This is a genomic window from Corynebacterium callunae DSM 20147, assembly GCF_000344785.1.
In the GTDB taxonomy this organism is placed as follows: Bacteria; Actinomycetota; Actinomycetes; order Mycobacteriales; family Mycobacteriaceae; genus Corynebacterium; species Corynebacterium callunae.
Window position 1 is genome coordinate 106,105 of sequence record NC_020506.1, and the last position, 13,030, is coordinate 119,134.

The following is a 13,030-nucleotide window of genomic DNA, read 5'->3' on the forward strand; positions in this document are numbered from 1 at the left end:
ATAGCAAAAAGATTTGCTCGCGTCCACTATGCAGTATTTGACACAACACGCATCATTTTTTGTGGTGTGGTGGTTGGTTGTGTCGGTGGTGATAGTAGCAGGGAAACGCCCGGTCCCGTTCCGAACCCGGAAGCTAAGCCTGGTTACGCTGATGGTACTGCACTCGGGAGGGTGTGGGAGAGTAGGTTACCGCCGACCTAAAACTTAATTAGATAAACGCTGAAGCCCGTATGACACGTTGTGTTATACGGGCTTTAGTCATGTCTAAAAGGAGGGGTAGAACATCGTTGTGGTGTTCTTCCTTTTCTTGTGTGTTGGGGGGTGTGAGAAACAGTTTTGTTTCTCACACCCCCTTCGCATGCCTTGATATAGGGCGTATATAAGGGGAGGGAGAGGACCAAAACATTCCTCTCCCTCTCCTTAATTGCGTTTAGTAGTAGATATCAGTGGCAGTCAGTGTTATTCAGTATCTTTTTGCATTATGAAAATTAGCATTTGCCTTAACAGTGGAAAGTCGAGCTTCTGGACGTGACCCCTAATCTCTACACGGATGCGCTGGGCTTCAGTTACCTTTTGGGATCTTCATGGACATCAAATAGTGGTGAGTAGCCCATTGGTAGATATAGGTTTCTGCTTCCCGCCGGCGAGGTTCACGTGTGAAGTAAAACCGTCGATAACCAAACTCAGCAGCCGCATCTTCCAGCGCTGTTATAATTCGACGAGATAGACCTCGGCGTCGATAATCTGAACTGTCCCAGGTTTTGTTCCGTCTGAGTAGATGGGAAAATCTAGTACATGCCAAAGAAGTTTGACCAGGAAGCCAAGGACCGTGTGGTCCGCCTGGTAGAGGATCGTATCTTGGCCGAGAACCTTTCGATGCAACAAGCGTGCCAAGCAGTCGCACCAAAACTGGGCGTCTCGTGGCACACGGCCAGGCAATGGACGCAGCAGGCTCGCCGTGATGGTCTCACTCACCAACACCAGCCAGAAGACTTAGTCGCTGAAGTTGCCAAGCTGCGCCGTGAGAATCAAGAGCTGCGAGACACCAACGAATTGCTCAAGGCTGCATCGGCTTTTTTCGCATCGGAACTCGACCCAAAACGTCGGAAATGATCCAGTTCATTGACAAACACCGCGATCGTTTCTCAATCGAGTTCATGTGCGTAGGACGTTGAACACCCACCGTGCGGGCGGCTTTATCACCTCCCGCGGCTATCGCCAGTCCAAGGCTCGCGGGCTAAGCTCACGTCGTCTGCGCGATATTGCTTTGGTAGAACACATCCGCGAGATCCACGCTGAAAATTACGGTGTTTATGGAGTACGAAAGATGTGGCACACTCTTGCTCGCCAGGGGATTGATATTGGTCGTGAGCAAACCGCTCGTTTGATGCGACTGGCTGGCGTAGCAGGTAAGCCCAAAGGCCGAGCGCCGATAACGACCCGTAAACCCAAAGGCCCGGATAATCGTCCTGACATGGTCAATCGCGACTTTACCGCGCACAGGCCGAATCAGTTGTGGGTTGGGCGATATTACCTATGTGCGAACCCGAAAAGGCTTTGTGTACACCGCTTTCGTCATGGATGTGTTTTCTCGCCGCATTGTTGGCTGGGCCTTGTCCGATTCGATTCGCACTGAGGCTTTGCCTTTGCAGGCACTGAATCAAGCGATTGTGTGCGCTGAGGAAACGGCTGGACTGATTCACCATTCAGACCACGGATCGCAATACGTCAGCATTGTCTATAACGAGCGTCTTGCTGAGCATAAAATCGTTGCATCCACAGGAACGGTGGGTGATTCCTATGACAATGCTCTAGCGGAAAACGTCAACGGCTCGTACAAAAACGAGCTTATCCATAACAGGACGTGGGATGACGTTGTCGACGTGGAAATAGCGACATTCGAATGGGTTACTTGGTGGAATGAGACCAGAATCCATCAAGGGTTGGGCTACCGCACGCCAGATGAAGTTGAATCAGAATTTTGCCAGAGCAACCCGGGCCAAGAAATAATAGAAATCAAGGCAAACGCCTAGGAACAAAACCCGGGGCACTTCAATCCTTGGATGTCCAGATCTGCTTCAATCTTCAGTCGCTGCACAACGTTGGAGGAGTAAGACATCTCCGTAGGGCGCTTCAAAGATAAATGGAGGGAATGGATCATTTTCCTCTGGGCTCTATGCGTTGAGTATTCATAGGCGAGCACATCTACGAGAGAGCGAGCCTCAACAGCACTGAGTTGAAGAGGGACTAGTTCTCTCCAGCAATTGCATCTTTCGTTGCAAGCTTAAGATTGCGGATCGACTGCTCACCTTTGCTCGATGGCGTTGCGCCGCAATACCCAACCCGAATCAGCGCCGGCAACTATGCAGCGGATCTTTTCGGATTGAGAATTCGGGTTAAGACTCCCGAATGACACAAAGCATTTAAAAAGATGCTTTTCGACGTTGCTCTGTGGGGCTGTGACCTGCGCATTTGAAAACATCGGTGAGTGTGTGTAACTTAGTGGAAGTCGCCGCGACCGACAACGCCCCGCCAGTCACACTGGTTGATGAGGCGGAAAGGAAAACAAGCGGATCGACAAACACAATCATAGAAAACAGGAAAAACAAGGAATTTGCTTTCTTGACTACCAGTTACTAAGATTGATCAAGCTGCCAAACACCTACTCGAGATAAAAAATTGGGTTTGTTGTTGGTATGTGTATGTTGTTTGAGAACTCAATAGTGTGCCATTTATTTTATTATGTTTACCATAATCCCCAAACATGGTTTGGGGTTGGTCATGCCGGGTGGTGGGTTGCATATATCCCACCACTGTAAATAAGGAACATGCTCTTTGGGGTGTGTTTTAGTTTTTGTGCATGGTTGTGGTAGAACACTTTTGTTTCCCACTCTTTGACCCCGTCGGGTTGGTGGGGAACGTTTTTTGTTTTATTTTTATAACCATTATTTTTGGTTAACAGCCAGTCAATCACCCTTTTTTGTGGTGGTTGGTTGTTTGTTGTTGGCTGGGTTTTGGGCTTTTCACGGCCTTGATTTTTTTTCATATTTTGTGGAGAGTTTGATCCTGGCTCAGGACGAACGCTGGCGGCGTGCTTAACACATGCAAGTCGAACGATGAAGCTTAGCTTGCTAGGTGGATTAGTGGCGAACGGGTGAGTAACACGTAGGTAATCTGCCCTGCACTTTGGGATAAGCCTGGGAAACTGGGTCTAATACCGAATAGGACACACTATCTTTACGGTGGTGTGTGGAAAGCTTTTGCGGTGTGGGATGAGCCTGCGGCCTATCAGCTTGTTGGTGGGGTAATGGCCTACCAAGGCGTCGACGGGTAGCCGGCCTGAGAGGGTGTACGGCCACATTGGGACTGAGACACGGCCCAGACTCCTACGGGAGGCAGCAGTGGGGAATATTGCACAATGGGCGAAAGCCTGATGCAGCGACGCCGCGTGGGGGATGAAGGCCTTCGGGTTGTAAACTCCTTTCGCTAGGGACGAAGAGTTACATTGACGGTACCTGGAGAAGAAGCACCGGCTAACTACGTGCCAGCAGCCGCGGTAATACGTAGGGTGCGAGCGTTGTCCGGAATTACTGGGCGTAAAGAGCTCGTAGGTGGTTTGTCGCGTCGTCTGTGAAATCCCGGGGCTTAACTCCGGGCGTGCAGGCGATACGGGCATAACTTGAGTGCTGTAGGGGAGACTGGAATTCCTGGTGTAGCGGTGAAATGCGCAGATATCAGGAGGAACACCAATGGCGAAGGCAGGTCTCTGGGCAGTAACTGACGCTGAGGAGCGAAAGCATGGGTAGCGAACAGGATTAGATACCCTGGTAGTCCATGCCGTAAACGGTGGGCGCTAGGTGTAGGGGACTTCCACGTCTTCTGTGCCGCAGCTAACGCATTAAGCGCCCCGCCTGGGGAGTACGGCCGCAAGGCTAAAACTCAAAGGAATTGACGGGGGCCCGCACAAGCGGCGGAGCATGTGGATTAATTCGATGCAACGCGAAGAACCTTACCTGGGCTTGACATATACCGGATCGGCGTAGAGATACGTTTTCCCTTGTGGTCGGTATACAGGTGGTGCATGGTTGTCGTCAGCTCGTGTCGTGAGATGTTGGGTTAAGTCCCGCAACGAGCGCAACCCTTGTCTTATGTTGCCATCACGTGATGGTGGGCACTCATGAGAAACTGCCGGGGTTAACTCGGAGGAAGGTGGGGATGACGTCAAATCATCATGCCCCTTATGTCCAGGGCTTCACACATGCTACAATGGTCGGTACAGCGAGTTGCCACACCGTAAGGTGGAGCTAATCTCTTAAAGCCGGCCTCAGTTCGGATTGGGGTCTGCAACTCGACCCCATGAAGTCGGAGTCGCTAGTAATCGCAGATCAGCAACGCTGCGGTGAATACGTTCCCGGGCCTTGTACACACCGCCCGTCACGTCATGAAAGTTGGTAACACCCGAAGCCAGTGGCCCAACCTTTTAGGGGGGAGCTGTCGAAGGTGGGATCGGCGATTGGGACGAAGTCGTAACAAGGTAGCCGTACCGGAAGGTGCGGCTGGATCACCTCCTTTCTAAGGAGCTTTAAATAAACTCATCCTCAACAGTTGTTGGGTTGTATGGGTTGTTGGTGTTGGAACCCATGTGTGGTTGCCATCAACACAAATTAATCGGGTGGAGATGACCCTTGGTGTGGTAAACACTTCTCTCTGTGGGGGAAGATAAAAATAGGTGGCATGCTGTTGGGTGTCTGAAATGACATGTAATGTGTTGTTTCTTCATCAGATCATGATTATCCAGTGATTGTGCACGGTTGTGTGTGGTTGGTGGTGGTGATGGTGTGTTGTGTGAGAACTGTATAGTGGACGCGAGCATCTTTATTTTTTGTATATTTTTTTGTGTATCCGAACGTGACACACGATGAATGCTTGTTTGAGTGTTTGTTGGTGTGTTGTCTTAGTGTTTTGTTTTTAAGAGCACACGGTGGATGCCTTGGCATATCAAGCCGATGAAGGACGTGAGAGGCTGCGTTATGCCTCGGGGAGTTGCCAACTAAGCGTTGATCCGAGGATGTCCGAATGGGGAAACCCAGCTGCAGTAATGTGTGGTTACCTGCCGGTGAATATATAGCCGGTTGGGAGGTTTACACGGGGAAGTGAAACATCTCAGTACCCGTAGGAGAAGAAAACAATTGTGATTCCGTTAGTAGTGGCGAGCGAACGTGGATGATGGCTAAAGCTTATGTGTGTGATACCCGGCAGGGGTTACATGTAGGTGGTTGTGGGGTTACAGCGTGTGTGTTCTGCCGGACACTGGCACATGGTTAATTGATTAGTGGAAGTGGTGTGGAAACGCCTGCCGTAGAAGGTGATAGTCCTGTACGCGAAGATCAGTTGGTGTGTGTGGTTGTTTTTCCCAAGTAGCAGCGGGCTCGTGGAATCTGCTGTGAATCTGCCGGGACCACCCGGTAAGCCTGAATACTTGATATGACCGATAGCGGATTAGTACCGTGAGGGAATGGTGAAAAGTACCCCGGGAGGGGAGTGAAATAGTACCTGAAACCGTGTGCTTACAATCCGTCAGAGCCTCACTTGTGGGGTGATGGCGTGCCTTTTGAAGAATGAGCCTGCGAGTCAGCGGCATGTCGCGAGGTTAACCCGTGTGGGGTAGCCGTAGGGAAACCGAATCCTAATAGGGTGTGTTAGTGGCATGTCTTGGACCCGAAGCGGAGTGATCTACCCATGGCCAGTGTGAAGCAGAGGTAAGACTTTGTGGAGGCGCGAACCCACTTAGGTTGAAAACTGAGGGGATGAGTTGTGGGTAGGGGTGAAAGGCCAATCAAACTCCGTGATAGCTGGTTCTCCCCGAAATGCATTTAGGTGCAGCGTTGTGTGTTTCTTGCCGGAGGTAGAGCTACTGGATGGTTTAGCGGGACCAACATCTTAGCGACATCAGCCAAACTCCGAATGCCGGTAAGTCAGAGCACAGCAGTGAGACTGCGGGGGATAAGCTTCGTAGTCGAGAGGGAAACAGCCCAGATCGCCGGCTAAGGCCCCTAAGGGTGTGCTAAGTGGAAAAGGAGGTGGGGTCGCGAAGACAGCCAGGAGGTTGGCTTAGAAGCAGCCATCCTTGAAAGAGTGCGTAATAGCTCACTGGTCGAGTGATTCCGCGCCGACAATGTAGTGGGGCTTAAGCACACCGCCGAAGCCGCGGCAATGATACTTTATTGTGTTGTTGGGTAGGGGAGCGTCGTGCACGCGTTGAAGCAGCCTGGTAATGGTGTTGTGGAGTGTGTGCGAGTGAGAATGCAGGCATGAGTAACGAATGATGAGTGAGAAACTCATCCGCCGGATGACTAAGGGTTCCTGGGTCAAGTTAATCTTCCCAGGGTGAGTCGGGGCCTAAGGCGAGGCCGACAGGCGTAGTCGATGGATAACGGGTTGATATTCCCGTACCCGAGTGTGTGCGACCATGGTGAATCAGTGATACTAACCACCCGAATGCTTCCATGTGTCATCTTTGATGATGTGTGGTTGTGGTTTGCGTGGGACCTGATCTGGTAGTAGCTAAGTGATGGGGTGACGCAGTGAGGTAGCTAAGCCACTTATTGGATTGTGGTGTAAGCGTGTAGCACTGTTGGTAGGTAAATCCGCCAACTATTAATGTGTGAGGCGTGATGCAGAGCCCTTTTGGGGTGAAGTTGGTGATCCTGTACTGTCGAGAAAAGCCTCTAGCGATGTACATATTCGGCCCGTACCCTAAACCGACACAGGTAGTCAGGTAGAGAATACTAAGGCGTTCGGGTGAACTGTGGTTAAGGAACTCGGCAAAATGCCCCCGTAACTTCGGGAGAAGGGGGGCCATCATAGGTGAACACCTTTGCGGTGGGAGCGTGTGGTGGTCGCAGAGAATAGAGGGAAGCGACTGTTTACTAAAAACACAGGTCCGTGCGAAGACGTTTAAGTTGATGTATACGGACTGACGCCTGCCCGGTGCTGGAAGGTTAAGAGGACCGGTTAGCTGTTAAAGGCGAAGCTGAGAATTTAAGCCCCAGTAAACGGCGGTGGTAACTATAACCATCCTAAGGTAGCGAAATTCCTTGTCGGGTAAGTTCCGACCTGCACGAATGGCGTAACGACTTCCCTGCTGTCTCAACCACAGGCCCGGTGAAATTGCAGTACGAGTAAAGATGCTCGTTACGCGCGGCAGGACGAAAAGACCCCGGGACCTTCACTATAGCTTGGTATTGGTGTTTGATTCGGTTTGTGTAGGATAGGTGGGAGACTTCGATCATATGACGCTAGTTGTGTGTGAGTCGTTGGTGAAATACCACTCTGATCGGATTGAATGTCTTAACCTTGGCCCATGATCTGGGTTGGGGACAGTGCCTGGTGGGTAGTTTAACTGGGGCGGTTGCCTCCCAAAATGTAACGGAGGCGCCCAAAGGTTTCCTCAGCTTGGTTGGTAATCAGGTGGTGAGTGTAAGTGCACAAGGGAGCTTGACTGTGAGAGTGACAACTCGAGCAGGGACGAAAGTCGGGACTAGTGATCCGGCACCAACTTGTGGTTGTGGTGTCGCTCAACGGATAAAAGGTACCCCGGGGATAACAGGCTGATCTTCCCCAAGAGTCCATATCGACGGGATGGTTTGGCACCTCGATGTCGGCTCGTCGCATCCTGGGGCTGGAGTAGGTCCCAAGGGTTGGGCTGTTCGCCCATTAAAGCGGCACGCGAGCTGGGTTTAGAACGTCGTGAGACAGTTCGGTCTCTATCCGCCGCGCGCGTTGAAACTTAAGGAAGGCTGTCCCTAGTACGAGAGGACCGGGACGGACGTACCTCTGGTGTGCCAGTTGTTCCGCCAGGAGCAGGGCTGGTTGGCTACGTACGGAAGGGATAACCGCTGAAAGCATCTAAGCGGGAAGCCTGTTTCGAGATGAGGTTTCTTTTGAGGTTCCCTATAGATTATGGGGTTGATAGGCCAGATCTGGACGCATTGTAAGGTGTGGAGGTGACTGGTACTAATTTACCGACAACAAAACACAAACAACTTTAGGGTTGTTGGTGATACGCAAAACGTAACGAAAAATAGCAAAAAGATTTGCTCGCGTCCACTATGCAGTATTTGACACAACACGCATCATTTTTTGTGGTGTGGTGGTTGGTTGTGTCGGTGGTGATAGTAGCAGGGAAACGCCCGGTCCCGTTCCGAACCCGGAAGCTAAGCCTGGTTACGCTGATGGTACTGCACTCGGGAGGGTGTGGGAGAGTAGGTTACCGCCGACCTAAAACTTAATTAGATAAACGCTGAAGCCCGTATGACACGTTGTGTTATACGGGCTTTAGTCATGTCTAAAAGGAGGGGTAGAACATCGTTGTGGTGTTCTTCCTTTTCTTGTGTGTTGGGGGGTGTGAGAAACAGTTTTGTTTCTCACACCCCCTTCGCATGTCACAAAACTTTTTGGTTGAAGATGTACTAACAGGTTTCAAACTCATTGGCAGTAGTGCTCTTTAGATTCCTGTTCTCTGCACCGCAACTGGAGCAGTCAAAGGATGACCGTTAACTTAGGTTGAGGAGGTGCTGAGCTAAAAGCTACAAAGATGAAGCTTGAGGTTCGCACAAAGAACTTAATAATAGGCGCCATCCTAATGTTGTTCCCGAGTCTTAAAACCTAGCAGAGCGAAGCTCAAGAGAGCCACCCAATAGCTCCACTCATAGGAATGCGCCTCTCCTCCAACGCATAGGAATGGAGGAAAAGCGCAAGTTCTAAAAGAATCTAAGCCTTAGCGGAAGACTGCAAAAGGCCTGGATTCATAAGCTGCAGGTACAGAAGCTGGATCCTGTGCTGGGCGGCGTCGTTGTGCAACGCGGCCTACAGTTGCCGGGATCAAAACAGCTGCGGTAAGAGTTGCTGCGAGAGTGAAAGCAAGGTTGATGCCGAGGGAGATGGTGCCGGCCATTGCTACCTCAGAGTTAAGTCCATTTCCATCGCGGATGGCTAGGAATACCGAGGTGGAGATGGCGATACCGATAGCAGCCCCTAGGGAGGAGGACATCTTGAATACGCCAGCGCCAGCGCCGGTGCGTTCCTTTGGCAAGGTGCCCAGAGCTGTGTCGGTAACTGGGGTTGCAAAGAGCCCCAAGCCGATGCCGTAGAGGGAGAAGCCAAGTAGGGAGATTGCGATGTACGCACCTTCGGACACGTTGGTGATCATCATGAGGGCTACGGAGATTGCAACCAAAATGCCTGCGACAACGATGACGGCACGGGCGCCAACTTTTTGCATGGTTTTTTCGCCAACACGGATGAAGAGCAAAACACACACTGCGAAGCCGATGCTGGTGAGGCCAGAAACGGTGGAGGAAACTCCCCAGCCGGACTGCTGAATCCACATGACTACGGCAACAACACCGCCGGTAGCGCTCATGAGGAAGTTGGTAAGGGTGGCGCCACTAAATGCGCGGTCTTTGAAAAGATTAAAATCCAGTACTGGCCAAGCCACAAACTTCTCAATTTGGAAGAAGAGAACCAGGAAGGTAGCAGATACTGCGAGCAAGGTCCAGGTCATCCAGTTAGTCCAGCCCAGTGCTTCACCTTGAGTGATAAAGAGTTCGAGGGAGAGCACTGCAAGGGCAAGTGCGCCGATGCCGTACCAGTCCAAACGCATGCCTACGTGCTGGGCAGGGCGAGATTCTGGAATGTGGCGGGTCATAAAGATGGAAACTAAGGAGACAAAAGCTCCGAGGACAAAGATGCCACGCCAGCCGAAGGGGCTTGCTACAACCAGGCCGGCGAAGAGGGCGCAGAAACCGGTGCCACCCCAAGAACCGATGGACCAGATGGAGACGGCTCTTTGGCGAGCTGCTCCCAACCAGTAGGTTTTCACCAGGGCGAGGGAAGAGGACATAATAGCGGCTGCTGCCAGGCCTTGCAGCACGCGACCAACGATCACCATTTCAGTGGCGAAGGCTGACGTAGCAGCGGCGATAAGGAGGGAGCCGATAATATTAAGAATATTTCCTAAGGTCATAACCTTAACGCGACCAAAAACGTCGGCGATACCGCCGGCAGCCACGATAAAAGTGCCACAAAATAGTGCGGCGGCTACAACCGCGATATTCATGGTCTCTGTGCTCATCCCCAGGGAAGTACCCATATCTGGGCCGATATTGAGGGTGGATTGTGCAAAAAGCCAAAATGTTAAAACTGATAATACGATGCCAATCAGAGCTTTATCTTCGCCCCGGTACGTCGTAGGATTCATGGTCGTTCTCTTTCTATCAATCTATAGAAACCTTATGCATTTAATGTATAACATGGTTTCTATAGATTGATAGAATTATGACCAAAACCACTTTTGCAGAAGCGCTTTTCGACGCCTCCCTGTCCAGCAGCGCGGCGTCGCAAAGCAGGGCCTTAAAGGCCCCACTTAACCTCCGCCGGCTGGCGGGAAATAACTGTTTTACCTCGGTGAATGCTGAGCAGGACCGCTGACTTACGCTGCACAGCGGTCTTTTCGTCAGGAGCGTCAATAATGAGGAGATTTGCGGGGGTATTCTCGGCGATTTTATAATCAGCTAGACCCAGGTTTCCGGCAGGATTTGTGGTGATGAAATCAAAGGGGGTGTCTAGGTGATTTGCGGTGAGCATATGGGAGACATGAAGGCCGGAATCTAGAATGCGCAGTGGATCTGCGTCGCCCATGGGATAAAAAGGATCGTTGAGGGAGTCTTGGCAGAAACTAACCGGGATGCCCCATTCGGTGAGCTGCTTTACGGGCGCCACGCCACGAGGGATGGGTCCGTTGTAACCCAAGCCTTGGAGGTGTAGGTTCTCGTTGGGGCACACCGCAAAGCGGATATTGGATGCTGCAAGCTTAGGAAGCAGGCGGGCCATATAGCCGGGGGAGTAATAGGCCATGGCTACGGAGTGGGACACCACAGTCTGCTCGCCCATGGAGCGCTTATTGGCTTCGGCGGCCATAACCTCGACAAAACGGGACTGGGCATCATCAATTTCATCGGTATGGACATCGATGGGCTTTGAATGCTTCTCCGCAAGATCAAAAAGCCACTTGAGGGAAGCTACGCCATCATCGCGAGTGGGCTCTAGGTGAGGGATTCCGCCAACCACATCGGCGCCCGCAGTCATGGCGTCGATCATGAGCTTATCGCCACCTTCGTAGGCATAAATGCCATTTTGTGGGAAGGCGACAATTTGAATTTCGCACCAATCGCGGACTTCGTCGCGTAGTTCAGCAAGGGCTTCAAAACCGGCGAAGGTGGGATCGGTGACATCAACGTGGGTGCGAATAAAGCCGACCCCATGTTCAGCTGCGCGGCGTGCTGCTGCCAGGGCTTTTGCCTTGATATCTGCTTTGATGTGGAAGCCTTGAGCCTTGCGATCTGCCCAGATTCCAATGGCCTCAAAAAGCGTGCCGGAGGTGTTGACGCGAGGAACACCTTCAGTATTGGCATAGTCCAGGTGGATATGTGCCTCGGCAAATTGTGGGGTGGCAATGCGTCCGGCGGCGTCATAATCGTCGGAGCGGTTATCGGTTTCAGATCTTAAAGAAGAGGGGGTGATGGAGTTGATCTTTTCACCCTCGATCTGGATATCTACTAGCTCTGCATTATTTCTAATTTGGGCATTAAGGATGCGCACAAAAACTCCCTTTTCACAGCTAAAACAGTCTTTTTAAGGCCGATCAATAATCAACCCTTTAATATTCTATAGGCCGACAGATAGTTTTTTACAGTGGGGAGCTGTGAGCTTAAACAACCATGGTGAATTGGCGGAGGAAATTAGCCATCATGGCATCGGCATCGGCAACCTCTACCTGGCCTTGGCCTAAAATTTCAATGGTTTTCATGGGGGTTTCAGTATTTGAACGCACTGATCCAAGCACTGCAGCTGCATCGGTAATGGGGGAGTCGGCAGTGCCGCCAGCGCCAGGAGTCGGGGTGGTTTCGGTGTTGGCGGAGCCTGACGCAGTACCTGTTTCAGACGCAGTTCCGGTGGCATCTGAAGTGCCACTGGTGCCGGTAGTTGGCGATTCCGTAGCAGCACTACCTACAGTTCCTTTTAGGCCACAGCTTTCTGCTGCAGCATCAACGCGTGCAAGAGCAGCCAAAATGTCATTGCCGCGGGAATCAAAAGCAGCAAGAGCCTGTGCCTGGGCGACTTTATTTTGGTAATCAGCATCAGAAGTCCAATAGGCAGCTGCGGTATCGCAGGAGATGTCACCCGAAGGAACCTGGGCAAGCATCGCGCCTACTGCAGCATGAGAGGCGGGAACCGGGGCTAGAGAAAGCAAGGCGGTGCCAAGGATGACTGGGGTTAAAAGTCGAGCAGAAAACGTGCGCATATAAAGAGTATGTCACCTTAAATGAAGAAATAGCCTTGCAAAAGAAGGAAAATCCAACTTTTGCAAGGCGCGGAATGACAAAACTACTTAGATGTTGATTCCGAACTGAGCCAAGAACTGCTTGACGATCTGGTAGAGATCAGGAAGCTGAACGCCTCCCACACCTGGGACCTGAACGGTGTAGGAAGGGGTACCGGCAGGAGCGAAGGAAGCTACAGGAGCAGCTGCTGCAGGCGCTGGGGTGTTGTTGGTGGTGTCAGCATTTCCGCCAGTAGCACCGGTAGCGCCGGTGTTGGTGGTGCCACCCTTCAGGCCACAACGGTTGGCTGCCTCATCAACGCGTGCGAGGGCTGCCTTGATCTGTGGGCCACGGGAATCAAAAAGTGCAAGAGCGTTAGCCTGGGAGACCTTGCTGTTGTAATCAGCTTCGGTGGTCCAGTACTTGGAAGCCTGGGCGCAGGAGATCTGGCCAGCAGGAATTGCATTGAGGGCATCGTCAATTGCGTCAGCAGATGCGGTTGCAGGTGCAGCTAGAGCGGCAGCTCCAACGAAGGTTGCGGTGAGGGCGAAAGAACGGGACTTGGCGGAGTTGAAAATGCTCATAGCCACTAAGGATACGGAAGTTATTAAAGTATACAAGTGTTAAAGGTGGGAATTCATTCATAA

Annotated in this window: 8 protein-coding genes, 4 rRNA genes and 1 pseudogene; 7 read left to right on the forward strand and 6 right to left on the reverse strand. The window is 51.6% G+C overall.

What is annotated here, in order from left to right; translation table 11 throughout:
• The first annotated feature begins 81 nt into the window (after positions 1–81).
• Positions 82–198 (forward strand): 5S ribosomal RNA (gene rrf / locus H924_RS00495).
• Positions 199–562: 364 nt separating this feature from the next.
• On the opposite strand, the gene H924_RS14765 is transcribed toward rrf (H924_RS00495), so the two are convergent.
• Positions 563–802, reverse strand: a complete 240-nt coding sequence (locus H924_RS14765; RefSeq protein WP_404825328.1) for a GNAT family N-acetyltransferase — start codon at positions 800–802, stop codon at positions 563–565.
• Here H924_RS14765 and H924_RS14700 point away from each other — a divergent pair.
• From H924_RS14700 to H924_RS14710, 3 genes and pseudogenes are all read left to right on the forward strand, one after another.
• Positions 750–1,113: pseudogene (locus H924_RS14700) on the forward strand (transposase). The gene H924_RS14765 and the pseudogene H924_RS14700 sit on opposite strands and share 53 nt — an antisense overlap.
• Positions 1,114–1,159: 46 nt before the next feature.
• The gene (locus H924_RS14705) at positions 1,160–1,636 is read left to right on the forward strand and encodes an IS3 family transposase (protein ID WP_015650012.1); all 477 of its coding nucleotides are present in this window, start codon (positions 1,160–1,162) and stop codon (positions 1,634–1,636) included.
• Positions 1,578–2,033: an integrase core domain-containing protein gene (locus H924_RS14710; RefSeq protein WP_318532973.1), complete on the forward strand. Its 456-nt coding sequence runs from the start codon at positions 1,578–1,580 to the stop codon at positions 2,031–2,033. The genes H924_RS14705 and H924_RS14710 overlap by 59 nt, the downstream gene beginning before the upstream one ends.
• 746 nt (positions 2,034–2,779) lie before the next feature.
• On the opposite strand, the gene H924_RS00510 is transcribed toward H924_RS14710, so the two are convergent.
• A complete protein-coding gene (locus H924_RS00510; RefSeq protein WP_015650010.1) occupies positions 2,780–3,046 on the reverse strand; it encodes a hypothetical protein in 267 nt (88 codons plus the stop codon).
• A gap of 2 nt (positions 3,047–3,048) precedes the next feature.
• Between H924_RS00510 and H924_RS00515 the strand changes: the two genes are divergently transcribed.
• From H924_RS00515 to rrf (H924_RS00525), 3 genes are all read left to right on the forward strand, one after another.
• Positions 3,049–4,572 (forward strand): 16S ribosomal RNA (locus tag H924_RS00515).
• A gap of 386 nt (positions 4,573–4,958) precedes the next feature.
• A 23S ribosomal RNA gene (locus H924_RS00520) occupies positions 4,959–8,040 on the forward strand.
• A gap of 124 nt (positions 8,041–8,164) precedes the next feature.
• A 5S ribosomal RNA gene (rrf, locus tag H924_RS00525) occupies positions 8,165–8,281 on the forward strand.
• Together the 16S, 23S and 5S rRNA genes form the textbook arrangement of a ribosomal RNA operon.
• Before the next feature lie 498 nt (positions 8,282–8,779).
• On the opposite strand, the gene H924_RS00530 is transcribed toward rrf (H924_RS00525), so the two are convergent.
• The 4 genes from H924_RS00530 to H924_RS00545 form a co-directional block, all read right to left on the reverse strand.
• Entirely contained in the window at positions 8,780–10,261 is a 1,482-nt protein-coding gene (locus H924_RS00530) for an MFS transporter (RefSeq protein ID WP_015650014.1), read from the reverse strand.
• A 152-nt stretch (positions 10,262–10,413) separates the two neighbouring features.
• Positions 10,414–11,661 carry an amidohydrolase family protein gene (locus H924_RS00535; RefSeq protein WP_015650015.1) on the reverse strand — a complete coding sequence of 416 codons (1,248 nt, stop codon included), beginning with the start codon at positions 11,659–11,661 and terminating at the stop codon, positions 10,414–10,416.
• 109 nt (positions 11,662–11,770) lie between these two features.
• A complete protein-coding gene (locus H924_RS00540) occupies positions 11,771–12,364 on the reverse strand; it encodes a hypothetical protein (protein WP_015650016.1) in 594 nt (197 codons plus the stop codon).
• Positions 12,365–12,451: 87 nt separating this feature from the next.
• A complete protein-coding gene (locus H924_RS00545; RefSeq protein ID WP_015650017.1) occupies positions 12,452–12,967 on the reverse strand; it encodes a hypothetical protein in 516 nt (171 codons plus the stop codon).
• Between the last annotated feature and the right edge of the window lie 63 nt (positions 12,968–13,030).

Coding starts and splice junctions, on each gene's coding strand:
- H924_RS14710 (WP_318532973.1), top strand. CDS start 1,578: ATGGATGTGTTTTCTCGCCGCATTGTTGGCTGGGCCTTGTCCGATTCG.
- H924_RS00510 (WP_015650010.1), bottom strand. CDS start 3,046: ATGAAAAAAAATCAAGGCCGTGAAAAGCCCAAAACCCAGCCAACAACA.
- H924_RS00530 (WP_015650014.1), bottom strand. CDS start 10,261: ATGAATCCTACGACGTACCGGGGCGAAGATAAAGCTCTGATTGGCATC.
- H924_RS00540 (WP_015650016.1), bottom strand. CDS start 12,364: ATGCGCACGTTTTCTGCTCGACTTTTAACCCCAGTCATCCTTGGCACC.
- H924_RS00545 (WP_015650017.1), bottom strand. CDS start 12,967: ATGAGCATTTTCAACTCCGCCAAGTCCCGTTCTTTCGCCCTCACCGCA.